Genomic DNA, 25,923 nt, shown 5'->3' with positions numbered 1-25,923 from the left:
CAACCAAAGCTCGTCATTCCGGGTCACGCGAAGCGCGAGCCCGGAATCCATCGGGCCGCAGAGGCGGCGGATAAATGGATTCCGGGCTCGATGCTGCGCATCGCCCCGGAATGACAGATTACTCCGCCGCCTGCCGTGGTGCCCGCGCCAGCCGCACCAGCGCATCATCATCCACCGTCTTGATCGGCGTGAAATCGCGATGGGCGATATACTCGGGTCGCGTCGGGTTACGGATGTAGTTCGAGACCGCGTTCAGGGTCAGGTACACGATCTTGCGCGGGTAGGGCGTGATGTTGCCGCTCGAGCCGTGCACCAGATTGCCGTGGAACATCAGCATGCCGCCGGGCTTGCCGGTCGGCGCGACAATGCCGCCCTGCTTGACGAGGCGCGTCACCGTGTCCTCGTCTAGCGTCCACAGCGGGTACGACGTCGTGGCGAGGTCGTGCGAAGCCTCGAGATCGCCGGCATTCTGGCTGCGTGGCACCAGCATCAAGGGGCCGTTGATCGGCATCACCTCGTCGAGGAAGATCGCAATGTTCATCGCGCGCGGCTCCGGCATGCCGTCGTCGCGCTTCCAGGTGCCGTAATCCTGGTGCCACTGCCAGACGTCGCCGGTGAAGGCCGATTTCGCGTTGATCTTGAACTGGTGCATGTAGACAGGCTCGCCGAACACCTGCTCGACCGGCTCGATCATGCGCGGATGCTGAGCCAGGATGCGGAACGCCTCGTTGTAGAGATGCGCGGCAAACGCCGTGCGTGGCGCGCCGCTCTTTTCGCGCCAGACCTCGGGCCGGTTGGCGTCGTAAATGCCGACCGCCTCGCGCGCCAGGAGATCGACCTCTTCCTGGCTGAATAGTTCGGGCAGAAACAGCCAGCCCTCGCGGTGGAAGAACTCCAATTGCTCCTGGGACAGTTTCATGGGTCTTCTCCTGTTTTGTCGATTTTGTTTTTGTTCGTCGTTCCGGGGCGATGCGCAGCATCGAACCCGGAACCTCGAGATTCCGGGTCGCGCTATCGCGCGCCCGGAATGACGGCGCGCTTGCCGCTACGCCGCCACCTCGTCCGTCGCCCTCAATCTCTCCTCAGTCATCCGTCCCGCCGTCTGCGCATGCGCGAGCGCGGCGCGTTCGGCCGCATCTAATACGGAATTCCGTATTCAACGATATCGCCGGAGGGAAGGCCGTCAATGATTGGCGGTTTTGGCTGCGTAAGCCTTTGATTTTATTGATGCGGCCTACTGTGCATGGGGTTGTTTTCGAAGTTGTGGGACAGAGCCGGACGCTACTCCGCCAAAAACCGATCCACCACTTCGCAGAACTCCAGCGGTGCCTGCTCGAACATCCAGTGTCCGGCATTCGGGATCACCGCCGTCTTGGCGCCCGCGATGTGCTCCGCCAGCACGCGCCATATCACCGACAGACTTCCCGTCGTTGCGCCGCCGCCGATCAACAGCGTCGGCGTCCTGATCGCCTGCGCATCGCTGCGCGTGTAGGGCCGGCGCTGCTCGTTGATCTGGCCGAGGAAGGTCAGCGTGTTGTCGCGCAATTGCTGCTTTGCCGCCGCCGGTACGCGCCGCCACGAGCCGTCGCCTTCGATACCCTCATAGAAGTTTTGCAGCGCGCCTTCGATGTCGCCGGCGCGGATCATCTCGACCGAACGCGTCGTCTTGGCCGCGAGCGGTGGATACGCCCGCGTGCCTTCCGGCAGCGGCAGGCTGGCGTCGAGATCGCCGCCCGGCTCGGCCAGCACCAGTTTGCGCAACAGATCAGGCCGCGCCTGTGCGAGGCGAAACGCGATGTGCCCGCCGCGCGAATGGCCCATCAGGTCGACCGGGCCCGGCTTGACCTGCTCGATGAAGGCCATCACGTCAGAGACGTGCTGCGCCATCTTGTAGTCGTCACCGACGGCATCCCAATGTTCAGGAAAGAAATGCCGCAGGCTGACGGCGATCACACGATGATTTTTCGACAGCGGGCCGAGCACCGAATACCAGGTGCGGAAATCCCCGAGCGTGCCGTGCACGCAGACCAGCGGGGGGCCCTCGCCAACTTCGAGATAGGCCATGTCGTAACCGTTGACGCGTAAGCTCTGCATGATCAGCTCGCCAGGAAGTCCAGGACCACTTCGGAATATTTCTGCGGTGCCTGCTCGAACATCGGATGCGTCGCGTTCGGGATGATCGCCGTCTTCGAATAGGGCACATGCGCCGCGAGCGCGTGCAGCACCTTCGGCAGCAGGCCCTTGGTCCGCGCGCCCAGGATGAACAGCGTCGGCATTTTGATGGATTCAGCATCCGCCTTCGAGAATGGAGGCCGGTTGTCGCGGACCTGGCCGATCAGCGTATACGCATTGTCACGCAGATTCTGCTTCACCATCGCCGGCAATCGCGGCCCGGTGCCGGGCCCTTCCAGCGTGTCGACGAACACCGCAAGCCCGCCATCGACATCGCCGGCCGCGATCTTCTCGGCCGAGGCCGTGAAGCGCGCCAGCAGCGGCGAAGGCCCGCCGGCATAGTCTGGATCGAGGCTTGCATCGAGCTCGCCGCCAGGCTCGGCCAGCACCAGTCGCCGCAGCAGATCGGGTCGCTGCTGCGCGACGCGGAAGCAGATGTGGCCGCCGCGGGAATGGCCCATCAGATCGACCGGACCGAGGTCCAGCTTCTCGATGAAGCCGATGACATCACTGACATGCTGGGCAATCGAATAGGTGTCGCCGACGCCATCCCACTTTGCCGGGAAGAAGTGCCTCAGGCTGGGGACGATCATCCGATGCCGCTGCGTCAGCGGGCCGAGCACGCAGCCCCAGACGCGGAAGTCGGAGAGCGAGCCATGCACGCAGACCAGCGGCGGCTTGCCCTTGTCTTCGCCCACGTCGAGATAGGGCATGTCGTAACCGTTGACGTGCAGGCTTTGCATTGGGGGCTCGCGAAAGAGGGCGGAACTCCTGTGCAAGATTCCCGGAAACCGGGTGGATCGCAACTATTTCCAAGCCTAGATTTAGGCCGAGAACACAATGGGGGCATGCGAGAAGGACGCAAGCTCAGGAACCAAGTCATGACCGACCAGCATTTTGCCCTGTTCGACACCAGGATCGGCCTCTGCGCCATCGCCTGGGGCCCGCGCGGCATCAACGGCACGCAGCTGCCGATGGGCGGCGAGCAGAAGATCCGCACCCGCATCAGCCAGCGCCATGCCGACGCCACCGAAGCCGAGCCGACGCCTGAGGTGCAGCACGCCATCGACCGCATGACAAAACTGCTCGCGGGCGAGCACGACGACCTCACCGATATCGAGCTCGATCTCGACGGCGTGCCCGAGTTCAACCGCGGCGTCTACGAGATCGCCCGCGCCATCCCGCCCGGCAAGACCATCACCTATGGCGACATCGCCAAGCAATTGGGCGGCGTGCAGCTGTCGCGCGACGTCGGCCAGGCGCTCGGCCGCAATCCGTGCCCGATCGTCGTGCCCTGCCATCGCGTGCTCGCGGCCGGCAACAAGCCCGGCGGATTCTCGGCAAATGGCGGCGTGGTGACGAAGCTGAAGATGCTCGAGATCGAAGGCGCGCTGGTAAACCACACGCCGAGCCTGTTTGATTGAGGCTGCTTGCGCTGGAATCGTAGGGTGGGCAAAGCGAAGCGTGCCTACCAGTCGGTCATAGTCGGGAGAGATGGTGGGCACGGCGCTTTGCGCCTTTGCCCACCCAAAAAGATCCCGCGCTAAATCTTCGCCACCGTCTTCGGCCAATACCGGTCGCGTAGATGCCGTTTCACGAGCTTGCCTGTGGGCGTGCGCGGCAGCTCGGCTTCGAAATCGATCGAGCGCGGGCACTTGATGGCGGAGAGGCGGGTCTTGCAATAGGCGATCAGATCCGCCTCGAGCGCCTTGCCGGCGCGCTTCATGTCGTGCGGCTGCACCACGGCCTTGACCTCTTCGCCCATCTCCTCGTTCGGTACGCCGAACACGGCGACGTCGGCAACCTCGGGATGGGTGATCAGCACATCCTCGGTCTCCTGCGGGTAGATGTTCACCCCGCCCGAGATGATCATGTAGGACTTGCGATCGGTGAGATAGAGGAAGCCGTCCTTGTCGAGATAACCGACATCGCCGAGCGTCGACCAGCCCTTGGCGTTGTAGGCCTTCCTCGTCTTCTCTGGATCATTGTGATAGGTGAAAACAGGCGCATCGGCAAAATAGACCGTGCCGATCTCGCCGACCGGCTGTTCCTCGTCGTTCTCGTCCAGGATCTTGATCTTGCCGACCACGGCGCGGCCGACGCTGCCGCGATGCTCCAGCCATTGCTGCGAATTGCAGACGGTGACGCCGTTGCCTTCCGAGCCCGCGTAATACTCGATCAGGATCGGCCCCCACCACTCGATCATTCTTGCTTTGACGTCGACCGGGCAGGGTGCGGCGGCGTGGATCGCGCCCTTCAAGGTCGAGACATTGTACTTGGTGCGGACCTCATCCGGCAGCTTCAGCATGCGCACGAACATGGTCGGCACCAGCTGCGATTGCGTGACCTTGTATTTCTCGACGAGCTTCAAAAAGTCCTCGGCGTCGAAATGTTCCATGATGATCGAGGTGCCGCCGAGCACGATCGCCATCATGTTGAAGCGCAGCGGAGCTGCATGATAGAGCGGCGCCGGCGACAGATAGGTGCTCTCGGCGTTCATGCCGCACATGTCGGCGCAGAGCACCCGCAGGAACGCGTTCGGCACGTCGATCTTGTTACCCTCGAAGGCTTTCTTGATTCCCTTGGGTCGACCCGTCGTACCCGATGAATACAGCATGTCGTAACCGGCGACCTCGTCCGCGATCGGCGTGATCGGCTGCGCTGAAGCTTCCTTGTCGTAGGAGCGGAAGCCGGGCAGCGGTTCGTCGACCATGTAGAAGATGGGCTCGCCCGGCTTGCCCTTGATCAGGTCCTTGATCTGCTCGGCGCATTTCGGCGTGGTGATCACGACCTTGGCGCCGCAATCGCCGATGATGTAGTCGATCTCGTCCTGCTTCAGATAGCGGCTGATCGCGGTGTAATAGAGCCCGCTGCGTTGCGCCGCCCAGCAGATCTCCATGAAGGCGAGGCGGTTTTCCATCAGCAACGCGATGTGATCGCCGGCCTTCAGCCCCAGCGAGCGGAACAGCTGCGCGCCCTGGTTCGAGAGCTCGTCGAGTTCGCGATAGGTAATCGCCTTGCCGGTCCCGGCCATCTGGTAGGCGATCTTGTTTGGCGTGATACGCGCGTAGATGGAGGGGTGAGTCATGAAGTTGGTCTCGCAAAACCAAGGGTGTCATCCCGGCGAAGGCCGGGATCCATAACCACAGGCCCCCATTGTTGAAACGAGATGTAGCTCCCGCGTTGCATAACCACGGACTCCTGTGGCTATGGGTCCCGGATCGGCGCGCGCTTATGGCGCGCTTGTCCGGGACGACACCGTTTGTGTAGCGACGCCTCGGCCTACAGCCGCTCCACAATCGTCACATTCGCCATGCCGCCGCCTTCGCACATGGTCTGCAGACCATAGCGCTTGCCGCGCTGGTGCAGGGCGTGAACCAGCGTCGTCATCAGCTTGGTGCCGGAGCCGCCGAGCGGATGGCCGAGCGCGATGGCGCCGCCGTTGACGTTGAGGCGGGCGGGATCAGCGCCGGTGGTCTTCAGCCAGCCTGTCGGCACCGAGGCGAAGGCCTCGTTGACCTCGAACAGGTCGATGTCGTCGATCGTCATGCCGGCCTTATCCAGCGCCTTCCTGGTGGCGTGCAGGGGCGCATCGAGCATGATGACGGGATCGCCGCCGGTCATGGTCATGTGGTGGATGCGTGCGAGCGGCTTGACGCCGAGCTGCTTGAGGCCGCGCTCGTTCACCACCATGACGCCGGAGGCGCCGTCGCAGATCTGGCTGGCGCTGGCTGCGGTGAGCTTACCGTTCTCGGCGATCAACTTGACGCCCTTGATGCCCTCGAGCGTGGCATCGAAGCGGATGCCCTCGTCGATGTGGTGGGTATCCTTGGAGCCGTCGGCTCTGACGATCTCGAGCGGCACAATCTCCTTCTTGAAGTGGCCGGCTTGCGTCGCTGCGATCGCGCGCTGATGGCTCTGGAACGAATATTCGTCGAGATCATCCTTCGACAGGCCGTACTTCTCGGCCATCATCTCGGCGCCCGTGAACTGGCTGAACACGATGTTCGGATATCTCTTCTCGATGCCGGGGCTCTTGTAATTGCCAAAGCCGTTCTTGGCCGGGAGCTGTGACGACAGGCCCATCGGCACGCGCGTCATCGATTCCACGCCGGCCGCGATCACCACGTCCATCGTGCCGGACATCACGGCTTGCGCGGCGAAGTGCAATGCCTGCTGCGAGGAGCCGCATTGGCGGTCGATCGAGGTGCCGGGCACGCTCTCCGGCAGCTTCGAGGCCATGATCGCGTTGCGCGCGACGTTGTTGGACTGCTCGCCGACCTGCATCACGCAGCCCATGATCACGTCCTCGACCAGGGCCGGATCAACCTTGGTGCGATCGACCAGCTCGTCCAGCACCTTCGCGGCCAGATCGGCCGGATGCCAGCCGGCGAGGCGGCCCCCCTTGCGCCCGCCGGCGGTCCGCGCAGCGGCGACGATGTATGCCTCGGCCATTTCGGTCTCTCCCAGGATTGTTCTGAATTGGGTTGTGGGGGTTTTAAGGGGTGGGCTATGATTTAGTCAATCGATCAATTAACTCTTGTGGGGCGGCGCTGCTTGGGCTTATCTGCGGCCCGCTCCAGCGGCCAAACAGGGATCTCCGTGGCTACCAGCGTACCGAACAGGCTCCCGAGCGGTAAGAATTCCACGGCAGAGAAATTGCTCGTGGCCGCGAGCGAGCTGATGATCGAACGCTCGTCGATCGAGATCTCGCTGTCCGACATAGCCCAGAAATCCGGCGCCAACGCCGCGCTGGTCAAATATCATTTCGGCAACAAGGACGGCCTGCTGCTGGCGCTGCTCGCGCGCGATGCCGCGACCGAAATGTCCAACCTCGAATACCTTCTGGCGCAGCCGATCACCGCGACGGCGAAGCTGAAGCTGCACATCGCCGGCATCATCCGCGCCTATCACCGGTTCCCCTACATGAACCGGCTGATTCACTATCTCCTGCATGAGAGCGAGGCGGGCTCTGCCGACGAAGTGTCGAAGTTTTTCGTCGCGCCATTGCTCGACTTTCACCGCCGGCTGCTCGCTGAAGGCGTCAGCCGCGGCGAGTTTCGTCAGACCGACCCGGTGCTGTTCTACACCAGCCTGATCGGCGCCTGCGATCACCTGTTCTTCGGCCGGCACGCGATGTCTCGCGCGACCGGCGTCGGCCCGGTCACCGAGGAAGTCTGCCGGCAATACATCAAGCACATGGAAACGCTGATCTGCGGCGGCATCCTCACACAAGCCGGGGAAGCTGCAGCTGCCGGATAATCCGGTCGAAACTTTCAAGTCTAGAGAAGGAACGCCCAAGGAAAGGTAGATTGCGATGGAATTGAAAGACGTAGCCATTCTCATCACCGGGGGTGGTTCGGGTCTCGGCGAAGCCACGGCCCGCGCCATGGCGGCCAAGGGCGCCAAGATCGGCGTGATCGACCAGAACAAGGAGAACGCCGAGAAGGTCGCTGCGGAAGTGAAGGGCGTCGCGCTTCATGCCGACGTCACCAGCGAGGAGCAGATCAAGGCGGCGATCGCGAAGGCGGAAGCCGCGCATGGTGTCGCCCGCGTGCTGATGAACTGCGCCGGCATCGGCGGTTCACAGCGCATCGTCGGCCGCGACGGCGTCTACCCGCTGGAAAAGTTCGCGCGTATCATCAACGTCAACCTGATCGGCACATTCAACTGCCTGCGTCTGTTCGCCGAGCGTCTCGTCACGATCGAGCCCATCGGTGAAGAGCGCGGGGTCATCATCAATACGGCGTCGGTGGCCGCCTATGAAGGCCAGATCGGTCAGATCGCCTATTCGGCCTCGAAGGGCGGGGTTGTCGGTTTGACTTTGCCTGCCGCGCGCGACCTCGCCAGCCAGAAGATCCGCGTCAACACCATTGCGCCCGGCCTGTTCTTCACGCCGCTGCTGATGGGGCTGAACGAGGAAGCCCGCAAGAGCCTGGGCGCCCAGGTGCCGCATCCCTCCCGCCTCGGCGATGCCAAGGAATACGGCGCGCTCGCCGTGCACATCGTCGAGAACGCGATGCTCAACGGCGAGACCATCCGCCTCGACGGCGCCATCCGTATGGCTCCGCGGTAGGTACTTTCTTCCTTCTCCCCTTGTGGGAGAAGGTGGCGCGAAGCGCCGGATGAGGGGTTTGCATCCGCGGAGACAGACCCTCACCCAAGCGAGTATGCGGCTAGCGATCTACATGCCCTCTCCCACAAGGGGAGAGGGCGCAGCAATCGGCGCCGCGACCCGCGGCAAGTACGAGGCCTCATGTCCCAACCGCTGCTGATCGAGCATGATGACGGCGTCGACCGGGTGACGCTCAATCGTCCTGATAGTCTCAATGCGCTCGATCCTGCCCTGATTGATGCGCTCAATGTTTACTTCCAGGGACTGCAGCGCAACCGCGACACGCGCGTGGTCGTGTTGAAGGGCGCCGGCAGGAATTTCTGCGCAGGCCTCGATCTCAAGGCCGCGATGGCGCGGCGCGCCGGGCAGCACGAGCCGCCTGGTGTCACGGAGTCGCTGGATTCGCAGCGGCGCATCGCCGATATCGTGATGCTGATGCGGCGCTGTCCACAGCCGATCCTCTCGCTGGTGCAGGGCGCGGCGGCCGGCGGCGGCTTTGCACTGGCACTTGCGTCCGACATCCGCATCGCGGCGAGATCCGCGCGGATGAACTGCGCCTTCATCAAGCTTGGCCTCGGCGGCTGCGACATCGGCACCAGCTATTTCCTGCCGCGGCTCGTCGGCGTCTCCGTGGCATCGGAGCTGATTCTGACCGGACGTTTCATCGGCGCCGAGCGCGCGCTTGCGGTGGGACTTGTCTCGGAGGTCGTCGACGAGGACAAGCTTGATGCCGCGGCTGAGCCCTACATCGATGCGATGATGACCGCGTCACCCGTGGGGCTACGGCTATCAAAGGAATGTCTCAACATGAGCGTCGATGCGGGATCGCTGGAAGCGGCGATCGCGATGGAGGACCGCAACCAGGTCCTGTGCAGCCGCTCCGAGGAATTTTCGGAAGGCATCAGGGCCTTCCTTGAGAAGCGAAAGCCTGTCTATATCAAGCGCTGAGACGAGAACGATCCGCAAAGGACAGTAATTCCGGGAGACGCAAAATGAGTGGAAGCGCGGCAGCGGTGATGGCGAAGCCCGCCTTTCGCAAGGTCGAGTGGCTGGCACGCGATATCGATGTCGAGCGCCGCGCCGACGGCACGGTGGTGCTGAAGTCGCGCATTCCGTTGCAGGCCTATGAGAAGCATCTTCCGGCCTCGCTGGCAAAATGGGCAAGGGAAGCGCCCGAGCGGATCTGGCTCGCGCAGCGCGGCGGCCCGAAGCGCGACTGGCGAAAAGTCTCTTACGGCGAAGCCAAGCGGACCGTCGATGCGCTGACCCAGGCACTGCTGAATCTCGAACTCGATGGGCGCCCGGTCGCGATCCTGTCAGGCAATTCGATCGAGCATGCGCTGATGACGCAAGCCGCGATGCAGGCGCGCGTCCCGGCAGCGCCGGTGTCGCCGGCCTACTCGTTGATGAGCCACGATCACGTCAAGCTGAAATATTTGTTCGACCTGATCAAGCCGGCTGTCGTGATGGTGCAGGACGGCCCGACCTTCGAGAAGGCGCTGAAGGCGATCGACCTAACCGGCGTCACGGTCGTTCACGTGGTGCGGCCCTGCGAGGGCGTCAAGAGCGTCAGTTTTGCCGAACTTGCCGCGACGCCGGTGACCAGCGACGTTGAGGTATCGATCGCCCAGATCACGCCCGACACCATCGGCAAGCTGCTGTTCACGTCGGGCTCGACCGGCATGCCCAAGGCCGTCATCAACACGCAACGCATGATGTGCGCCAATGCGGCGATGATGATGCAGGTGCGGCCGCGCACGCCTGGCGGTCCGCTACCGGTCGTGCTCGACTGGATGCCGTGGAATCACACGATGGGCGGCAACGCCGCCTTCCATCCAGTGCTGATCGACGGTGGTACGCTCTATATCGACGACGGCCGGCCAGTGCCGGGTCAGCTGGAAGAGACCATCAGGAACCTGCGCGAGATCTCGCCGACCTATTACGCCAACGTGCCCGCCGGCTACGCCGCACTCGCCGCTGCGATGGAGAAGGACGACGCGCTGTGCCGCTCGTTCTTCAAGAACCTGTCGATCATGGCCTATGGCGGCGCGCGGCTGCCTGATGATCTCTACGACCGCATGCAGGCGCTCGCGGTGAAGACCACCGGCGAGCGCATCGTGTTCTACACCGGCTGGGGCTCGACCGAGACCTCGCCGACCTCGACCGGCACCTATTGGGACACCGAACGCGTCGGCCTGATCGGCCTGCCGTTCCCCGGCGTCGAATTGAAGATGGTGCCATGCGGCTCGAAATACGAGCTGCGGCTGCGTGGCGTCAACGTCACATCAGGCTATTTCGGCCAGCCTGATCTGACGAACAAGATGTTCGACGAAGAGGGCTTTTACTGCATCGGCGATGCCGGTATTTTCGTCGACGACAACGATCCGGTGAAGGGCATCATCTTTGCCGGTCGCGTCGTCGAGGACTTCAAGCTCACCACCGGCACATTCGTGCATGTCGGCTCGCTCCGCACCGACGCGATCGCTGCCGCGACGCCTGTCGTGCATGACGCGCTGGTCGCGGGGCAGGATCGCGCCTTCATCGGGCTCCTTGCCTGGCCGAATCTGCATGCCTGCCGGCAGCTCGTCGGCAATGCCGATCTCAGCTTCGAGGATGCGGTGAAGCATCCCGAGGTGATTGCATGCTTCAAGCGCGGGCTCCAGGCCCATAACAAGGAATGCGAGGGTGCCAGCAGTCGCGTCATTGCGCGCGCGATGCTGATGGCCGAGCCGCCTTCGATCGACGGCAACGAGCTTACCGACAAGGGCTACATCAACCAGCGCGCCGGCCTCGAGCGCCGCGCGGCGCTGGTGGAGCGGCTTTATGCGGACAAGCCCGACCAGGATGTGATCGTGCTGCGATGAGTGCGACTGAATTCGTCATCCCGGGGCGCGCGCAGCGCGAACTATGGTGCGCAATTGCGCACCTGAGAATCCATCGGGCCCAATACGCGCGGCAGAATGGATTCCGGGCTCGCGCCAAGTGGCGCGCCCCGGAATGACGGTCTCAATGACAACGAATAACCGAGGGTAAGCCCGCCATGAACTTCGATTTCTCCGACGACCAGAAGCAGCTCCGCGACCAGGCGCGCAAATTCCTCGCCGAGAAATGCTCGCCCAAAGCCGTGCGCGTCGTGCTCGATGGCAAGGCGCCGTACGACAAGGAACTCTGGAAGGGGCTCGCCGAGATGGGCTTTCTCGGCGTCGCCATCCCCGAGGAGTTCGGCGGCGCCGGCGCCGGCCATCTCGAGCTTTGCGTGATCGCGGAGGAGATGGGCCGCGCCAATGCGCCGGTGCCGTTCTCCTCGACCGTCTATCTTGCCGCCGAAGCGCTGCTGATCGCCGGCAGCGACGCGCAAAAGAAGAAGTGGCTGCCCGCGATCGCCGCGGGCGAGGCGATCGGCACGCTGGCGCTGTTCGAGGGCAAGGGCAATCCCGCGCCGAAGAATGTCAAGCTGACGGCCGCGAACGGCGTGCTCAACGGCGTCAAGAAACCGGTCGCGGACGGCGCGATCGCCGACTTCGCGGTGGTGGCCGCGCGTACTGGTTCGGGCGGGCGCGACAGCGATATCTCGCTGTTCCTGGTCGATCTTAGGGACGGCGGCGCCGAGGTGAAAAGCCTCACCAATCTCGATCCGACCCGCGGGCAGGCGGAAATCACTTTCAAGGACTGCAAAGCGGAGCCGCTCGGTTCGGCTGGGGAGGGGTGGAGCATTCTCACCCGGATGCTTGACCGCGCCGCCGTGCTGTGTGCGTTCGAGCAGGTCGGCGGCGCAGACCGTGCGCTCGAGATGGGCCGCGACTACGCGCTCGACCGCATCGCCTTCGGCCGCCAGATCGGCTCGTTCCAGGCGATCAAGCATATGCTCGCGGACATGTATGTCTCGGCGACGCTGGCGCGCTCCAACAGCTATTACGGCGCCTGGGCACTCTCGACCAACGCGGCTGAATTGCCGGAGGCGGCCGCCGCCGCGCGCATCAGCGCGACGCAAGCGTTTCAGCATTGCGCCAAGAACAACATCCAGGTTCACGGCGGCATGGGTTTCACCTGGGAGTTCGATTGCCACATGTACTACCGCCGCGCCAACGCGATGGCGCTCGGGCTCGGCAGCCTGTCCTATTGGGAAGACCAGCTGATCGACCGCATGCGCAGGAAGAACGCGGCGTAAATTCTTGTGGTCATTCCGGGGCGCGCGAAGCGCGAACCCGGAATCTCGAGATGGGTCGATAACCTCTGGATTCCGGGTTCGATGCTTCGCATCGCCCCGGAATGACGGAAGAGAGAAAGAGACATGAACTTCGACGACACCCCGCAGGAGGCCGAATTTCGCGCCACCGCCCGCGCCTGGATCGGCGCCAACGCGCCGAAGCAGTACGAGGAGGAGCTGCGCAAATCCTCGCTCGGCCGCACCGTGCTCAAGAACGCAGACATTCTCGAGGTCGCAAAGGCTTGGCAGAAGAAGAAGGCCGACGCGGGTTGGGCCTGCCTGCATTGGCCAAAGGAATATGGCGGCCGCGGCTCATCGCCGATCGAGCGCGTGATCTGGCAGCAGGAGGAAGGGCCGTTCGGCCAGCTCTCCCGCATGTTCATCATCGGCCACGGCATGTGCGGGCCGACCATGATGGCGTTCGCGCGTGAGGAACATAAGCGCACGTATCTGCCGCCGCTCGCCTCCGGGGAGAAAGTGTGGTGCCAGCTGTTCTCCGAACCGGCCGGCGGCTCTGATGTCGCGGGCCTGCGCACGCGCGCCGAGAAGGACGGTGACGACTGGATCATCAACGGCCAGAAGATCTGGACCTCGGGCGCGCATTATTCCGATTATGGCATTCTGCTCACCCGTACCGATCCCACCGTGCCCAAGCACAAGGGCCTCACCATGTTCTTCCTGGACATGAAGAGCCCGGGCGTCGAGGTGCGGCCGATCAAGCAGGCGAGCGGCGCCTCCGATTTCAACGAGGTCTATTTCACCAACGTCCGCATCCCCGATCACCAGCGCCTCGGCGAGGTCGGCGACGGCTGGAACGTGTCGCTGACCACGCTGATGAACGAGCGCAGCGCGATCGGCGCGGCCGTCTCGACCGGTTTCCCGGAGCTGTTCGAATATTGCTCCAGCCTGATGCTCGACGACGGCCCTGCCATCGAGAATCGCGCGGTACGCTCGAAGCTGGCGAACTGGGCGGTGAAGGCGAGCGGGCTGAAATACACCAGCATGCGCGCCATCTCCGCGTTGTCGCGGGGTGAGCGACCGGGGCCGGAAAACTCCATCGGCAAGCTGGTCGCGGGCTCGATGATCCAGGACGTCGCGACCTACGCGCTCGATCTGCAAGGCGCAAGCGGCGTGGTCAGCGGCGAGGATGCCGAGCTCGCCGGCCGTTTCCAGGCGATGTTGCTGCGCGCGCCGGGCACGCGCGTCGAAGGCGGCACCGACGAGATCATGCGCAACATCATCGCCGAGCGGGTGCTGGGCCTGCCCGGCGACATCAGGGTCGACAAGGACGTGCCGTTCAACAAGATCCCGACGAGGGGAAGATGAGTTCGAATCGTAGGGTGGGTTAGCCCTGCGACTGCGCGAAGCGCAGAATCGTAGGGTGGGCAAAGGCGCGGTACGCGCCGTGCCCACGAATTCCATCGAGGGAAAGTGGTGGGCACGCTTCGCTTTGCCCACCCTACGCACCGCGCAAGGATAGAGAGGTTCGCCATGAATTTCGACGACACCCCGCAGGAAGCCGCATTCCGCGAGACGGCGCGCCAATGGATCGCCGCCAATGCGCCAAAGGAGTTCGAACAGGAGCTGTCCAAATCATCGCTCGGCCGCATCAGGCTTGCCAGACACGACATGGTCGAGGTCGGCAAGGCCTGGCAGAAGAAGAAGGCGGAGGGCGGCTGGGCCTGCCTGCACTGGCCGAAGGAATATGGCGGCCGTGGCGCCACGCCGATCGAGCGCGTGATCTGGCAGCAGGAAGAGGGCGTCTATGGCAAGCTGACGCAGCCGTTCCAGATCGGCGAGGGCATGTGCGGCCCCACCGTGATGGCCTGGGGCAGCGAGGACGCCAAGCGCCGGTACCTGCCGAAGCTTGCATCGGGCGAGGAGATCTGGTGCCAATTGTTCTCCGAACCGTCGGCCGGCTCCGACGTCGCGGGCTTGCGCACCCGCGCGGAGAAGAAGGGTGACGTCTGGGTCGTCAACGGCCAGAAGATCTGGACGTCGGGTGCGCATTATTCCGACTATGGCCTGTTGATCGCGCGCACCGATCCGAACGTGCCCAAGCACAAGGGCCTCACCATGTTCTTCCTGGACATGAAGAGCCCCGGTGTCGAGGTGCGGCCGATCAGGCAGGCCAACGGCATGCAGGAGTTCAACGAGGTCTATTTCACGGATGTGGTGATATCAGACAGCCAGCGGCTCGGCGCCGTCGGCGAAGGCTGGAGCGTGTCGCTGACCACGCTGATGAACGAGCGCATGTCGATCGGGGCACGGCTTGCGACCGGCGTGCCCGAGATGTTCGAGTTCTGCTCCAACCTGATGCTGGAGGATGGTCTGGCCATCGACGATCCCGCGGTGCGCTCGAAGCTCGCCAGCTGGGCCGTGAAGTCGAGCGGGCTGAAATACACCAGCTACCGCGCCATCTCGGCGCTGTCGAAGGGCGAGCGGCCGGGACCGGAGAATTCGATCGGCAAGCTTGTCTCGGGCATGATGCTCCAGGACATCGCGACCTATGCCATGGACCTGCAGGGCGCGGCCGGCGTGCTCACGGGCAGCGACGAGGAGACGGTGCACGGCCAATTCCAGCAGATGCTGCTGTCCTCGCCCTCGATGCGCATCGCCGGCGGCACCGACGAGATCCTGCGCAACATCATCGCCGAGCGCGTGCTGGGATTGCCGGGCGACATCCGCGTCGACAAGGATGTGCCTTACAACAAGATCCCGACCAAGGGGCGGTGATCTGGCCAAGGAATCGTAGGGTGGGCAAAGCGAAGCGTGCCCACCATATGCTGATGTGCCGGGGAAGGTCTGTCGGTGGGCACGGCGCGATGCGCCTTTGCCCACCCTACGAGCGCGAGCAAATTGATGGATGCCAAAGTACCCAACGCCCGTTACTCGAGCGAAGACCGCATCGGCGTGCTCGAAGAGCTCCTCAACGAGCGCTACTCCGTCCGCGCCTTTCTGCCCAAGGAAGTCGACCGCGCCACCATCGAGCATGTGCTGACCACGGCGCAGCGCACCGCGTCCTGGTGCAACAGCCAGCCCTGGCAGGTGGTCATCGCCAGCGGCGAGGCCAAGGAGCGCTTCCGGCAAGCGATCTACAAGGAGGCCTCAAGCGGCCTTGGCGACGACTATGATTTCACCCCGCCGCGCGAATATGTCGGCGTCTATCTCGAGCGCCGCCGCGAGAGCGGCTTTCAGCTCTACAACACGCTCGGGATCGCCCGCGGCGACAGAAGCGCGTATGCAAAACAGGCGCTGGAGAATTACAACTTTTTCGGCGCCCCGCATGTTGCCATCATTCACACCCATGAACCGCTCGGCATCTACGGTGCCATCGACTGCGGTGCCTATGTCTCGAATTTCATGCTCGCGGCGCAAGCGCTCGGGCTCGGGACCATCCCGCAGGCCGCGCTGGCGCGCCATTCCGGCCTGATCCGCCGCCACTTCAATCTGCCTGACGATCGTCGCGTCGTCTGCGGCATCTCGTTCGGTTATGCGGATCATGCGCACAAGGTCAACAGCTACCGCACCTCGCGCGCGAGCGTGGCCGACACCGTGACCTTCGTCGAGACGTGAGCCAGACACATGCAAGGCGGCCGCGCAAACGGCCGCCTTCGCGAGCTGTCGCCTTGAGCCTGGTGACGCGTGCCGCTATCCGCCGCTGCCGCCGATCACGGCGCGCACGGTCTCGTCGGGCCCGAAATCCTCGGCACCGTCGACATAGAGCAGCGCGGCGAGCTTCGAGCGCGCGCGGTTGACGCGGCTCTTGATGGTGCCGACGGCACAGCCGCAGATCGAGGCCGCATCCTCATAGGAGAAGCCGGAGGCGCCGACCAGGATCAAGGCTTCGCGCTGGTCCTGCGGAAGCTTGTCGAGCGCGCTGCGAAACTCCTCGAACTCGAGATGGGCGTTCTGCGAGGGCTGCGTCTTCAGCGTCTTGGCATAGTTGCCCTCGGCATCCTCGACCTCGCGCCGCCGCTTGCGATAGTCGGAGCGGAACAGGTTGCGCAGGATCGTGAACAACCACGCCGGCAGATTGGAGCCGGGCTGGAACGAGTCGATGTTGGCGAGCGCGCGGAGCAGCGTCTCCTGCACCAGATCATCGGCGCGGTCGGCATTGCCGCTGAGCGATATGGCGAATGCGCGCAGGCTCGGCACGGCCGCCAGAATGTCGTCACGCAGGGAGTTTGTGAGAGGCATTAGTCCCTCCCAGTGTTGTCGTTGGAGCCCCCAGCCCCATTCTCGTTTGGAGACCCACCTCCCGGCGCATCAAGCTTTTTGATGAGCTCCGCGAACCGGTCCGGAACCCCCTGCCGCACGACGTCATCATACATCGCGCGCAGTTGATGGCCGATCCGGGATTGAATCTCCGGAGTGAGGCCTCCCTTGCCGGGGGTCGTGCTTTTGCTGGCTTGAGACTTGAGATCTTTCATGACCTGTTCCACGTTTCCCCGAGTTAAGTGACTGCAAAATAGAGAAGTTTTCTCAACCGGGAGCCGTTCCCTGGACGAGTTCAATTCGACGTTCGACAAAAAGTTCCCAGCCAATGGGAACTTTTCTTATGCTGAGGCGTAATCAGCCCCAGCAGGGGAACCCGGGCCTCCCCTCATATTGCCTGGTCTCTCAAGGTTGGTCCGATGATGAATGGAGTGGGGATGTCCCGTTCACAGCTCGTTGCTGAACACTTGCCGTTGCTGCGCAGGTATGCGCGCGCCCTGACGGGCAGCCAGGCCTCAGGCGACGCCTACGTCGCAGCCATGTTGGAAGCCATGCTGGGAGATCCGTCGGTGCTCGACGAGAGCCATGGCCCGCGGGCCGGCCTGTTCCGGCTGTTCACCCAGATCTGGAATTCGGTCTCGGTCAATGACGATTCCGAGGTGGCGACATTGCCGATGCCGCCAGAACGCCGGCTGTCCAATATCACGCCGCTGCCGCGACAGGCTTTCCTGCTGCTCTCGCTCGAGGGCTTTTCGGAAGAGGAAGTCGCCTTCATTCTCGGCACCGATGTTGCCGAGACGCGCCGGCTGGCCGATGCCGCCGGCCGCGAGATGGCGGCGGAGATCGCAACCGACGTGCTGATCATCGAGGACGAGACCTTCATTGCCATGGACCTCGAGAGCCTGGTGAAGAATCTCGGCCACAATGTCGTCGGCGTCGCGCGCACCCATGCCGATGCGGTGGCGCTGGCCAAGAACAAACGGCCGGGCCTCATCCTCGCCGACATCCAGCTCGCCGACGGTTCGTCGGGCCTCGATGCCGTCAACGAATTGCTGCGCACCTTCGAGGTGCCGGTCGTGTTCATCACCGCCTATCCCGAGCGCTTCCTCACAGGCGAGCGGCCGGAGCCGGCGTTCCTGATCTCAAAGCCGTTCCAGCCCGCGATGGTATCGGCGGTGGCGAGCCAGGCGCTATTCTTCCAGCGCAACTCGCGCAACCGCGCGCCGAAGGCGCCGGCGGCGTAATCGGACCTGCATCCACCAAATAAGCGGCGCGCCGCAGGGCGCGCCGTTTTTGCTGCCTAGACCCCTCAGCAGCCGCGGCAGATGCTGCGAAGCATTGAATTAAGCTTGACGTCGCTCGGCCCGGGCGATTTCGCATTCACCTTGGCCTGGTCCTCGATCCAGGATTGGAGAAATTTTTCGCGTTCTGGCGACGGCCCCGCCGGAGGACGCTGCGTCCCGTCGAAAGCTAGGAGGACGGTCACTCTCTGCAGATCGTCCTTTGCCTCGGTGGGTGGCTTCGGGAACGGCACGGATCGCTCGACCATGGCGAGGGCTGCCGCGTCCAGCGGTGCGGAGCCAGTGCTTTCAACCAAAGCGTTCGAGATCAGTTTGCCAGAACGGTCAACTACGAATGTGACGCCGGCACCGGCCCGTTGGCCAATAGCCTCTGGGGGAAACGCCCTGTGACGCCAGACATGCTCGGTAACAGTCTTGCGCCAGGCGGCCATCAAACCAGACTCCGTAGGAGTGGAGGCCGGCTCGCTCAGCAGGATCGCGATGGGCGACACCTGAAATTGGCGGCCGGTAAAGTTGATCGGCACGGTGAACAAGAACGACTCGCCCCTCAATTCCGAAGGGGGTGCCGGAAAAGGTTCAGCGCGAGCGATGATCGTGAGCGCAGCGTCGTCGAGCGCCTGCGAGCCGGTGCTTTCAGCCAGCACCCGCGAGATCAATTTGCCGGACCGGTCGATGGTAAATGCGACCTTGGCGTTGCCGGTCTGCCCCAGTCCGCTGGCTGGAAAATACTTGTTACTGGCGATATGTGTCGCGATGCTTGCGCGCCAGGCTTTGGCGCTCTCGGAGGTCGCGTCAGTCTGTGCATGTGCGGGAAAAGTCGCCAGCAATCCAAGGAGCGCGACCAGTAGGGGAAATTTCATCTGCATCAATGCCGATACTAATCGCGGTGCGGTTGATTGCAAGGCTTACTGCTCGCATTGCGTTTGCATCGTTGTGGGCAATTCGAACAAACGGGCAGTCAGCGCGTGCTTGACGGCAACCTCATTGCCTCGTTGATATTTCGGGCCGATGACACCCATCGCAGCCTCAAGCCGCCGGGAGAGACGTACCATGGACCAGCAGCTCCTCGACCGCCTCGCCATCCGCGACCTCGTCGAGAACTGGGCGGTCTGGCGCGATGCTGGCGACTGGGAGCGCTTTGCCACCGTCTGGCACGAAGAGGGCTGGATGTCCGCGACCTGGTTTCAGGGGCCGGCGCGGGAGTTCATGCGGGTCAGCCAGGAGGGCTTTGCCAGGGGTGTCCGTATCCTGCATTTCCTCGGCGGCACCAGCATCGACCTTTCGGGCGTGCGTGCCATTGCACAAACCAAGATGGCGATCTCGCAGCGGGCCCTGGTACACGACGTGCTTTGCGACGTCGTCTGCACTGGGCGGTTCTACGATTTCCTGGAGAAGCGAAAGGGCCAGTGGGGCATCGTCCGCCGCCAGCCGATCTATGAGAAGGACCGGATCGACCCGGTCGACCCCGCCGCGACCCTGCGCCTCGACCAGCAGGCGCTCGCCGCACTGCCCGAAGGCTATCGGCATCTCGCCTACATGCAGGAGCTGATCGGCTACAAGGTCAAGCGCGACATGCCGGGCCTGATCGGTCCCGAGGTCGAGAAGCTCTATGGTGAGGCACGGGACTGGCTGGCGGGGAAGGCCAATAGTCTGCAAGCCAAATAGTCTGCAGGCCAAATAGTCTGCAGGCAAAGTGAGCCCCAGACAAAAGTAAGGCGCGACTGGCATCACCACAGTCGCGCCCTACGTCGCCGGCTTATGGGGCAGGGGGGAATAGCCGGCTGTTGAGACGACTCCCGGGCACGAGAGTCGTTCCAGCCGGGGCAAAATTTTTTATGCGGCTTTTTGTGCGCTCTGGCGTGAATTTGGCACACGGTTAAGTGATCTTAACTTCTGGGAAACTCCGGTCCTTCCCTCGCGTTGTTCCCGCGATCGCCATGGGGCGAGGGACCAATAATCATGTCACAGATTCAAAAGGTATTTTTAGGTGCCGTCGCGCTCGCCGCGACGCTTGGCGCCGTCCAGGTCGGCGCCGTGCAACTGGCTTCCGGCCAGGATCTGGCCGACCGCTGGGAAGCGGTCGCCGATCAGCCGGGCCAGACGTCGGGCCGCAACCTCGCCAGTCATAACGTCAACCGCACCAGCAAGTCAGACCGCCTCGCCGATCTGAAGCCAGCCGCAGTTCCGACTCGCACGGTCTCGATGCGGTTGAACGACTTGGCCGATACGTCCGTGCTGCTGCGGGTCCCCGCGACCACTGAGACCGGCAGCGCCAAGCCGGCGTCGTTGCTTCTGACGCCCGGTCGCAAGCCGACGATCGCCTGCGAGCCGATGGTCAGCTCCCTGACCGAAGTCGCCAAGCTGCTGCAGCCCGGTCGCTGCGTGACCTGATCGACCTGATCGACTTGGCCCTCGCGCAAAAAACGTCCTCCTGCCGGGGGGCGGCTTTGCGCGTCCACTTGATCCGCTCTCCCATCGCGTTATATCCCGGCTTTCTCCATTTTGGATTGACCGGGTAAACGCATGACGACGTCCGATACCGCCACGCATACGCAGCCCTTCCAGGCCGAGGTTTCCGAGCTGCTGCACCTGATGGTGCATTCCGTCTATTCGGAGACCGACATTTTCCTGCGCGAGCTGGTCTCCAACGCCTCGGATGCCTGCGACAAGCTGCGTTATGAGGCGATCGCAAATCCGGCCCTGCTGGGCGAGGGCGATGTGCTCAAGATCCGTATCATCCCGAACAAGGCAGCCACGACGCTGACCATTGCCGATAACGGCATCGGCATGGAGCGGCAGGAGCTGATCGACCATCTCGGCACCATCGCCCGCTCCGGCACCAAGGCCTTCGTGTCGAAGCTGAAGGAGGCGAAGGACGGGCTTGGCCTGATCGGCCAGTTCGGCGTCGGCTTTTATTCGGCCTTCATGGTCGCCGAGAAGATCGTCGTGATCAGCCGCCGCGCCGGCGAAAGCGACGTGTGGAGCTGGACGTCGTCGGGCGGCTCCGGCTTCGAGATCGCGCGCGCCAGTGACGAGGAAGCGGCGCGCGTCGCACGTGGCACCGAGATCGTCCTGCACCTGAAGGATGATGCCAAGAAATATCTCGAAACCTACGAGATCGAGCGCATCGTCAGCGCCTATTCCGACAACATCCTGTTTCCCATCGAGCTGGTGCCGGAAGAGGGTGAGCCGCGCCAGATCAATTCGGCGAGCGCGCTGTGGCAGCGCGCCAAGTCCGAGCTGACGGCGGAAGACTACAAGAAGGCCTATCAGCAGATCGCCTCCGCCTTCGACGATCCCGCGATGACGCTGCACTACCGCGCGGAGGGGCGCTACTCCTACGCCGTGCTGCTGTTTGCGCCCTCGACCAAGCCGTTCGACCTGTTCGAGCCGAACCGTAAGGGCCGGGTCAAGCTCTATGTTCGCCGCGTCTTCATCACCGACGATGCAGATCTGTTGCCCGGCTACCTCCGCTTCATCCGCGGCGTCGTCGACAGCGAGGATCTTCCGCTCAACATCTCGCGCGAGATGCTGCAGAACAACCCGCAGCTGGTGCAGATCCGCAAAGCCGTGGCGACCCGTGTCGTCAACGAGCTCGAAAGCCTCGCCGAGAAGGATGCGGAGAATTTCGCAAAGATCTGGGACGCCTTCGGCGCAGTGCTGAAAGAGGGAATCTACGAGGATTTCGAGCGCCGCGAGAAGCTGCTGGCGCTGTCGCGCTTCACCACGACGTCAGGCGAGAAGCGCGCGCTGAAGGACGTCGTCGCCGATTTCAAGCCGAACCAGACCGAGATCTATTATCTCGTCGGCGACAGCATCGAACGGCTGAAGTCCAGCCCGCGGCTGGAAGCTGCGACCGCACGCGGCATCGAGGTGCTGCTGCTGTCCGATCCGGTCGATGCGTTCTGGACCTCGATGCCATCGGAGTTCGAGGGCAAGCCGCTGAAGTCGCTGAGCCAGGGCGATCTCAATCTCGACCTGATCCCGCGCGTCGACGACAAGGACGAGGCGAAGAAGGACGAGCCTGCCGCGGACGAGGCCGCCACCATTGCGGTGATCAAGGCGGCGCTCGGCGAGCGTGTCAGCGACGTCAAGGCCTCGACCCGCCTCACCAGCTCCGCCTCCTGCCTCGTCGCCGACAGCCAGGGCCCTAGCCGCGAGCTCGAGCGCATCCTGGCGCAGCAGAACCGCGGCATGCGCACCAAGCCGATCCTGGAGATCAATCTGCGTCACCCCATGGTGACGGCGATCACCAGGGCCCAGGCCGGCTCGACGACGGTCGACGATCTCAGCCTGCTCCTGCTCGAACAAGCGCAGATCCTGGATGGTGAGCTGCCGGAAGATCCGGCAGCGTTTGCGGCGAGGCTCAACCGCCTGGTGCTGCAGGGGCTGGGCGGGTAGTGCGAGCCGCGCTCACCTTGCCGTCATTGTCCCCAGGAACAGTCGCCTCCGACGTGGTGTTGTGCCATAGGAGGGCGTCGGCGTCGGATCCGTCGACGCCACCGATTTGAGGAAATGTCCGATGCGCCTCCCACTCCTGTCTCTCACCGCCATTGCCGCGCTGTTCGTCGCGGCGGATGCCAGCGCCCAGACGTATGATCCGAACTATCCGGTTTGCATGCACGTCTACTCGGGCGCTACCGGTAGCGGCGGTGGCGGTGGCGGCGGCTGGTTCGAATGCACATTCACGTCGCTGGAGCAGTGCCGCGCCTCGGCATCGGGCCGCGCGGCCAGCTGCGACCTCAATCCGTACTTCGCTTTCAATGAGCCGCCGCCGGTACGCAGGCGTCACAAGAAGATGTACTGAAGCGGCGAGCTATTCCTTCTTGATCCCCGACAGCGCCACCACCTTGCGCCATCGCTCGGTCTCGTCGGCGAGCATGCCGCCGAACTCGCCGGCATTGCCATGCAGCGGGATCGCGCCGAGTTCGGCAATGCGCGCCTTGATCTCGGCATCGGAGAGCGCCGTGTCAATCTCGCGATTGAGCAGGTCGACGATCTCGCGCGGTGTGTCATAGGGCGCACCGACGCCGTAAAACGAGGATGTTTCATAGAAGGGCAGCGTGTCCGCGATCGGCGGCACGTCAGGCAGGACGTCCGAACGCTCGCGCGTAGAGACGCCGAGCGCGCGCAGCTTGCCGGCGCGCACCAGCTCGAGGGACGAGGTGACGTTGTCAAACATGCCCTGGACCTGGCCGCTCATCACGTCGGTCAGAGCAGGCGCGGAGCCGCGATACGGCACATGTGTGAACTGCACGCCGGCCATCGACTTGAACAGCTCGCCGGAGAGATGCAGCGAGGTGCCGATGCCCGAGGAGGCGATCGACATCTTGCCCGGATTGGCCTTGGCATAGGCGATGAAGTCGGCGACGTTTTTCACCGGCAAATCGTTGTTGACGACCAGCAGCAGCGGAATGCGTGCGACGCCGGCGATTGGCGCGATGCCCTTGGCGAAGTCATAGGGCAGCGCCGGATCGAATGATGTGTTGATCGCGTTCGCGGTCGAGGTCAGCAGCAGCGTGTATCCGTCCGGTGCGGAGCTGATCACGGCCTGCGTTCCGATATTGCTGCCGGCGCCCGGCTTGTTCTCGACAATGAATGTCTGGCCGAGCCGGTCGGACAGCCGCTGGCAGATCAGCCGTGACAGCACGTCGGTGGCCCCGCCCGGTGCGTAAGGCACCACCCATTTCACGCTGCGCGAGGGATAGGAGGGGTTGCCGATCGCAAAGGCGCGCGGCGCTGCGAGCCCAGCCACAGCGCAGGTCGCGGTCTGAAGGAAACGTCGCCTGGTGATCATCGTGGCCTCCAGCTCATCGCGCGCGCCGCGCATCCGAATGACTGGATTTGCTATCGCAAGAATCGCGCGCGGCCGCACGCCGATCCCGCCGGCTTGGTAAAGGATGATCGCGGTTAATCGAGAGCTAACCGGGTTTTACCTTGTCTCTTAACACCTGAGCAGGCCGCGCGAGATAAGCTGCCGGGACCAAGCGGATACCGCGCGAAAGAATGAACGGCATGACCACTGGTGTCATCGAGCAAGCCAAGGCCGGACGCGCGCCTTCGGCCTCAAAGATCTGGCTGAAGGCGATCGAGCTGACTGCGCGGATCGAGACGCTGCCCGGCCGCCTGTTCGCCGACGTCGTCGAGGATTGGGCGCGGCGCCAGCCCGACCGCGTCGCACTGGTCACGGACGATGCCACGCTCGACTATGACGGTCTGTCGAAGCGCATTATCAGCTATGCCCGCTGGGCGCGCTCGGTTGGCGTCGTCAAGGGCGACACAATCGGCCTGATCATGCCGAACGGCATCGATTACGTCGCGGCCTGGCTTGGCATCAGCCGGGTTGGCGGCGTGGTGGCGCTGCTGAACACCAAACTTGTCGGTCAGTCGCTCGCGCATTGCATCGATGTGGCAAAGCCCTCGCATCTCATCGTCGCGCACACGTTGACGGAGACGCTCGAGAGCGCGATTCCGCATCTAAAGACCGAGGCGAAAATCTGGACCCATGGCGATGCCCGCAGGGAGCGCGCGATCGATGTTGCCCTCGCCGCGCTCGATGACGGGGCGCTGTCGCCTGCAGAGCGCGACGACGTCACCATCGATGACCGCGCGCTGCTGATCTATACGTCGGGCACGACGGGGCTGCCGAAGGCCGCCAGCATCAGCCATCGCCGCATCCTCAATTGGGGCTTTTGGTTTGCTGGCCTTGCCGGCGCGACGCCGCAGGACCGGCTGTATGACTGCCTGCCGCTGTTCCATTCGGTCGGCGGCATCGTCGCGCCGTGCAGCATGCTGGCCGCCGGAGGCTCGGTGGTGATCGCGGAGAAGTTTTCGGCGTCGAATTTCTGGCCCGACATCGTCAGGCACGATTGCACGCTGTTTCAATATATCGGCGAGCTCTGCCGCTATCTGCTCAAGGCGCCGCCGTCGGAATACGAGAACCGTCACCGATTGCGGCTCGTCTGCGGCAACGGCCTGCGCGGCGACATCTGGGAGGATTTCCAGTCGCGCTTCGCTATTCCCCGCATTCTCGAATTCTATGCGGCGACCGAAGGCAATTTCTCGCTGTTCAATGTCGAGGGCCAACCGGGCGCGATCGGCCGCATCCCGCCGCTGCTGGCGCATCGCTTTCCGGCAAGTCTCGTCAAGCTCGACCCCGACAGCGGCACGCCACTGCGCAATGACGAGGGATTCTGCATCGCCTGCGCCCGCGGCGACGCCGGCGAGGCGATCGGCCGCATCGGCAAGGCCGAGGAGGGGGGCGGCCGCTTCGAGGGCTATACCGATGCTGAGGAGACCGAGAAGAAGATCTTGCGCGACGTCTTTACCAAGGGCGATGCCTGGTTCCGCACCGGCGATCTGATGCGGCTCGACGACAAGGGCTTCTTCCATTTCGTCGATCGCATTGGCGACACCTTCCGCTGGAAGGGCGAGAACGTCGCGACCTCGGAGGTCAATGACGCCGTGCGCGATTTCACCGGCGTGGTCGATGCCACGACCTATGGCGTCAGCATTCCCGGCACTGACGGCCGTGCCGGCATGAGCGCGATCGTGGTTAACGAGGGTTTTGACATCGAGGCGCTGCCGGCTCATCTCGCCCGGCGCCTGCCGGCCTATGCCCGCCCGGTTTTCATCCGTATCTCGCGTGAGCTCGATGCCACCGAGACCTTCAAGCAGAAGAAGGGCGATCTCGCCCGCGAGGGCTTTGACCCCGCCGGCATCGCCGAACCGCTGTACATGCTCGAGCCGAAATCCGGCGCGTATGTTGCGCTCGATCCAGGTGCATATGCGCAAGTCCTGAACGGTACGATCAGGCTGTAGGCGCGGCAAAATCGGCAGATAGGTCCAATTTTATCTGAATTGTCCAAGAGCCCATTTACTTCTGTCGGGTAAACAGGCCGGCATGGGAG

Annotated in this window: 24 protein-coding genes; 15 read left to right on the top strand and 9 right to left on the bottom strand. The window is 63.6% G+C overall.

Annotation, left to right across the window (positions count from 1 at the left end):
• Window positions 1–118: 118 nt before the first annotated feature.
• From XH80_RS13535 to XH80_RS13525, 3 genes are all read right to left on the bottom strand, one after another.
• Entirely contained in the window at window positions 119–919 is an 801-nt protein-coding gene (locus XH80_RS13535; protein ID WP_271598992.1) for a phytanoyl-CoA dioxygenase family protein, read from the bottom strand.
• 362 nt (window positions 920–1,281) lie between these two features.
• Window positions 1,282–2,094 carry an alpha/beta fold hydrolase gene (locus XH80_RS13530; RefSeq protein ID WP_271598991.1) on the bottom strand — a complete coding sequence of 271 codons (813 nt, stop codon included), beginning with the start codon at window positions 2,092–2,094 and terminating at the stop codon, window positions 1,282–1,284.
• Window positions 2,095–2,096: 2 nt separating this feature from the next.
• Window positions 2,097–2,915: an alpha/beta fold hydrolase gene (locus tag XH80_RS13525; RefSeq protein ID WP_271598990.1), complete on the bottom strand. Its 819-nt coding sequence runs from the start codon at window positions 2,913–2,915 to the stop codon at window positions 2,097–2,099.
• A gap of 138 nt (window positions 2,916–3,053) precedes the next feature.
• On the opposite strand from XH80_RS13525, the gene XH80_RS13520 reads away from it, so the two are divergent.
• Window positions 3,054–3,596, top strand: a complete 543-nt coding sequence (locus tag XH80_RS13520; protein WP_271598989.1) for a methylated-DNA--[protein]-cysteine S-methyltransferase — start codon at window positions 3,054–3,056, stop codon at window positions 3,594–3,596.
• 119 nt (window positions 3,597–3,715) lie between these two features.
• Here the strand turns inward: XH80_RS13520 and XH80_RS13515 are convergent, their stop codons facing one another.
• Window positions 3,716–5,260, bottom strand: coding sequence for an acyl-CoA synthetase (locus XH80_RS13515; RefSeq protein WP_271598988.1), 1,545 nt, complete (start codon window positions 5,258–5,260; stop codon window positions 3,716–3,718).
• A 194-nt stretch (window positions 5,261–5,454) separates the two neighbouring features.
• The gene (locus XH80_RS13510) at window positions 5,455–6,627 is read right to left on the bottom strand and encodes an acetyl-CoA C-acetyltransferase (RefSeq protein WP_271598987.1); all 1,173 of its coding nucleotides are present in this window, start codon (window positions 6,625–6,627) and stop codon (window positions 5,455–5,457) included.
• A 228-nt stretch (window positions 6,628–6,855) separates the two neighbouring features.
• Between XH80_RS13510 and XH80_RS13505 the strand changes: the two genes are divergently transcribed.
• The 8 genes from XH80_RS13505 (at window position 6,856) to XH80_RS13470 (ending at window position 16,070) form a co-directional block, all read left to right on the top strand.
• Window positions 6,856–7,434 (top strand): TetR family transcriptional regulator, encoded by a 579-nt coding sequence (locus XH80_RS13505; RefSeq protein ID WP_245316859.1) that lies wholly within the window; start codon window positions 6,856–6,858, stop codon window positions 7,432–7,434.
• Between the two features lie 55 nt (window positions 7,435–7,489).
• On the top strand, window positions 7,490–8,248 hold the full coding sequence (locus XH80_RS13500; RefSeq protein ID WP_271598986.1) for an SDR family NAD(P)-dependent oxidoreductase: 759 nt from the start codon (window positions 7,490–7,492) through the stop codon (window positions 8,246–8,248).
• Window positions 8,249–8,428: 180 nt separating this feature from the next.
• Complete coding sequence (locus XH80_RS13495) at window positions 8,429–9,235, top strand: enoyl-CoA hydratase/isomerase family protein (RefSeq protein ID WP_271598985.1); 807 nt, start codon at window positions 8,429–8,431, stop codon at window positions 9,233–9,235.
• Between the two features lie 44 nt (window positions 9,236–9,279).
• A complete protein-coding gene (locus XH80_RS13490; protein WP_271598984.1) occupies window positions 9,280–11,151 on the top strand; it encodes an AMP-binding protein in 1,872 nt (623 codons plus the stop codon).
• Between the two features lie 176 nt (window positions 11,152–11,327).
• Window positions 11,328–12,455 (top strand): acyl-CoA dehydrogenase family protein, encoded by a 1,128-nt coding sequence (locus XH80_RS13485; protein ID WP_271598983.1) that lies wholly within the window; start codon window positions 11,328–11,330, stop codon window positions 12,453–12,455.
• A 123-nt stretch (window positions 12,456–12,578) separates the two neighbouring features.
• Entirely contained in the window at window positions 12,579–13,820 is a 1,242-nt protein-coding gene (locus XH80_RS13480; RefSeq protein WP_271598982.1) for an acyl-CoA dehydrogenase, read from the top strand.
• Window positions 13,821–13,985: 165 nt separating this feature from the next.
• Complete coding sequence (locus XH80_RS13475; protein WP_271598981.1) at window positions 13,986–15,230, top strand: acyl-CoA dehydrogenase; 1,245 nt, start codon at window positions 13,986–13,988, stop codon at window positions 15,228–15,230.
• Between the two features lie 126 nt (window positions 15,231–15,356).
• The gene (locus XH80_RS13470) at window positions 15,357–16,070 is read left to right on the top strand and encodes a nitroreductase (RefSeq protein ID WP_271598980.1); all 714 of its coding nucleotides are present in this window, start codon (window positions 15,357–15,359) and stop codon (window positions 16,068–16,070) included.
• A gap of 75 nt (window positions 16,071–16,145) precedes the next feature.
• On the opposite strand, the gene XH80_RS13465 is transcribed toward XH80_RS13470, so the two are convergent.
• Window positions 16,146–16,694: a sigma-70 family RNA polymerase sigma factor gene (locus XH80_RS13465; protein WP_083513939.1), complete on the bottom strand. Its 549-nt coding sequence runs from the start codon at window positions 16,692–16,694 to the stop codon at window positions 16,146–16,148.
• Complete coding sequence (locus XH80_RS13460; RefSeq protein ID WP_220002316.1) at window positions 16,694–16,927, bottom strand: NepR family anti-sigma factor; 234 nt, start codon at window positions 16,925–16,927, stop codon at window positions 16,694–16,696. Before XH80_RS13460 ends, XH80_RS13465 begins: the two co-directional genes overlap by 1 nt.
• Before the next feature lie 222 nt (window positions 16,928–17,149).
• Between XH80_RS13460 and XH80_RS13455 the strand changes: the two genes are divergently transcribed.
• Window positions 17,150–17,956 (top strand): response regulator, encoded by an 807-nt coding sequence (locus XH80_RS13455; protein ID WP_057742550.1) that lies wholly within the window; start codon window positions 17,150–17,152, stop codon window positions 17,954–17,956.
• Between the two features lie 65 nt (window positions 17,957–18,021).
• Here the strand turns inward: XH80_RS13455 and XH80_RS13450 are convergent, their stop codons facing one another.
• Complete coding sequence (locus XH80_RS13450) at window positions 18,022–18,879, bottom strand: energy transducer TonB family protein (protein WP_271598979.1); 858 nt, start codon at window positions 18,877–18,879, stop codon at window positions 18,022–18,024.
• Between the two features lie 184 nt (window positions 18,880–19,063).
• Here XH80_RS13450 and XH80_RS13445 point away from each other — a divergent pair, with 184 nt between their 5' ends.
• The 4 genes from XH80_RS13445 to XH80_RS13430 all read left to right on the top strand — a co-directional run bounded on the left by XH80_RS13445 (window position 19,064) and on the right by XH80_RS13430 (window position 22,820).
• On the top strand, window positions 19,064–19,678 hold the full coding sequence (locus tag XH80_RS13445) for a nuclear transport factor 2 family protein (protein ID WP_271598978.1): 615 nt from the start codon (window positions 19,064–19,066) through the stop codon (window positions 19,676–19,678).
• Between the two features lie 294 nt (window positions 19,679–19,972).
• Window positions 19,973–20,404, top strand: coding sequence for a hypothetical protein (locus tag XH80_RS13440; protein WP_220002319.1), 432 nt, complete (start codon window positions 19,973–19,975; stop codon window positions 20,402–20,404).
• A 132-nt stretch (window positions 20,405–20,536) separates the two neighbouring features.
• Window positions 20,537–22,414 (top strand): molecular chaperone HtpG, encoded by a 1,878-nt coding sequence (gene htpG, locus XH80_RS13435; protein ID WP_271598977.1) that lies wholly within the window; start codon window positions 20,537–20,539, stop codon window positions 22,412–22,414.
• A 121-nt stretch (window positions 22,415–22,535) separates the two neighbouring features.
• Window positions 22,536–22,820, top strand: a complete 285-nt coding sequence (locus tag XH80_RS13430) for a DUF3551 domain-containing protein (protein WP_271598976.1) — start codon at window positions 22,536–22,538, stop codon at window positions 22,818–22,820.
• A gap of 9 nt (window positions 22,821–22,829) precedes the next feature.
• On the opposite strand, the gene XH80_RS13425 is transcribed toward XH80_RS13430, so the two are convergent.
• The gene (locus XH80_RS13425; protein ID WP_271598975.1) at window positions 22,830–23,810 is read right to left on the bottom strand and encodes a Bug family tripartite tricarboxylate transporter substrate binding protein; all 981 of its coding nucleotides are present in this window, start codon (window positions 23,808–23,810) and stop codon (window positions 22,830–22,832) included.
• A gap of 209 nt (window positions 23,811–24,019) precedes the next feature.
• On the opposite strand from XH80_RS13425, the gene XH80_RS13420 reads away from it, so the two are divergent.
• Window positions 24,020–25,834: a long-chain-acyl-CoA synthetase gene (locus tag XH80_RS13420; RefSeq protein ID WP_271598974.1), complete on the top strand. Its 1,815-nt coding sequence runs from the start codon at window positions 24,020–24,022 to the stop codon at window positions 25,832–25,834.
• The last annotated feature ends 89 nt before the right edge of the window (window positions 25,835–25,923 follow it).

Source organism: Bradyrhizobium sp. CCBAU 45384, from assembly GCF_028128665.1.
GTDB lineage: Bacteria > Pseudomonadota > Alphaproteobacteria > Rhizobiales > Xanthobacteraceae > Bradyrhizobium > Bradyrhizobium manausense.
This window is presented reverse-complemented; position numbering and strand designations above follow the sequence as displayed.

Bases quoted from the DNA above. Each gene is read 5' to 3' on its own strand.
- XH80_RS13535 (WP_271598992.1), bottom strand. From the start codon at position 919: ATGAAACTGTCCCAGGAGCAATTGGAGTTCTTCCACCGCGAGGGCTGG.
- XH80_RS13530 (WP_271598991.1), bottom strand. From the start codon at position 2,094: ATGCAGAGCTTACGCGTCAACGGTTACGACATGGCCTATCTCGAAGTT.
- XH80_RS13525 (WP_271598990.1), bottom strand. From the start codon at position 2,915: ATGCAAAGCCTGCACGTCAACGGTTACGACATGCCCTATCTCGACGTG.
- XH80_RS13520 (WP_271598989.1), top strand. From the start codon at position 3,054: ATGACCGACCAGCATTTTGCCCTGTTCGACACCAGGATCGGCCTCTGC.
- XH80_RS13515 (WP_271598988.1), bottom strand. From the start codon at position 5,260: ATGACTCACCCCTCCATCTACGCGCGTATCACGCCAAACAAGATCGCC.
- XH80_RS13510 (WP_271598987.1), bottom strand. From the start codon at position 6,627: ATGGCCGAGGCATACATCGTCGCCGCTGCGCGGACCGCCGGCGGGCGC.
- XH80_RS13505 (WP_245316859.1), top strand. From the start codon at position 6,856: ATGATCGAACGCTCGTCGATCGAGATCTCGCTGTCCGACATAGCCCAG.
- XH80_RS13500 (WP_271598986.1), top strand. From the start codon at position 7,490: ATGGAATTGAAAGACGTAGCCATTCTCATCACCGGGGGTGGTTCGGGT.
- XH80_RS13495 (WP_271598985.1), top strand. From the start codon at position 8,429: ATGTCCCAACCGCTGCTGATCGAGCATGATGACGGCGTCGACCGGGTG.
- XH80_RS13490 (WP_271598984.1), top strand. From the start codon at position 9,280: ATGAGTGGAAGCGCGGCAGCGGTGATGGCGAAGCCCGCCTTTCGCAAG.
- XH80_RS13485 (WP_271598983.1), top strand. From the start codon at position 11,328: ATGAACTTCGATTTCTCCGACGACCAGAAGCAGCTCCGCGACCAGGCG.
- XH80_RS13480 (WP_271598982.1), top strand. From the start codon at position 12,579: ATGAACTTCGACGACACCCCGCAGGAGGCCGAATTTCGCGCCACCGCC.
- XH80_RS13475 (WP_271598981.1), top strand. From the start codon at position 13,986: ATGAATTTCGACGACACCCCGCAGGAAGCCGCATTCCGCGAGACGGCG.
- XH80_RS13470 (WP_271598980.1), top strand. From the start codon at position 15,357: ATGGATGCCAAAGTACCCAACGCCCGTTACTCGAGCGAAGACCGCATC.
- XH80_RS13465 (WP_083513939.1), bottom strand. From the start codon at position 16,694: ATGCCTCTCACAAACTCCCTGCGTGACGACATTCTGGCGGCCGTGCCG.
- XH80_RS13460 (WP_220002316.1), bottom strand. From the start codon at position 16,927: ATGAAAGATCTCAAGTCTCAAGCCAGCAAAAGCACGACCCCCGGCAAG.
- XH80_RS13455 (WP_057742550.1), top strand. From the start codon at position 17,150: ATGTCCCGTTCACAGCTCGTTGCTGAACACTTGCCGTTGCTGCGCAGG.
- XH80_RS13450 (WP_271598979.1), bottom strand. From the start codon at position 18,879: ATGCAGATGAAATTTCCCCTACTGGTCGCGCTCCTTGGATTGCTGGCG.
- XH80_RS13445 (WP_271598978.1), top strand. From the start codon at position 19,064: ATGGACCAGCAGCTCCTCGACCGCCTCGCCATCCGCGACCTCGTCGAG.
- XH80_RS13440 (WP_220002319.1), top strand. From the start codon at position 19,973: ATGTCACAGATTCAAAAGGTATTTTTAGGTGCCGTCGCGCTCGCCGCG.
- htpG (WP_271598977.1), top strand. From the start codon at position 20,537: ATGACGACGTCCGATACCGCCACGCATACGCAGCCCTTCCAGGCCGAG.
- XH80_RS13430 (WP_271598976.1), top strand. From the start codon at position 22,536: ATGCGCCTCCCACTCCTGTCTCTCACCGCCATTGCCGCGCTGTTCGTC.
- XH80_RS13425 (WP_271598975.1), bottom strand. From the start codon at position 23,810: ATGATCACCAGGCGACGTTTCCTTCAGACCGCGACCTGCGCTGTGGCT.
- XH80_RS13420 (WP_271598974.1), top strand. From the start codon at position 24,020: ATGAACGGCATGACCACTGGTGTCATCGAGCAAGCCAAGGCCGGACGC.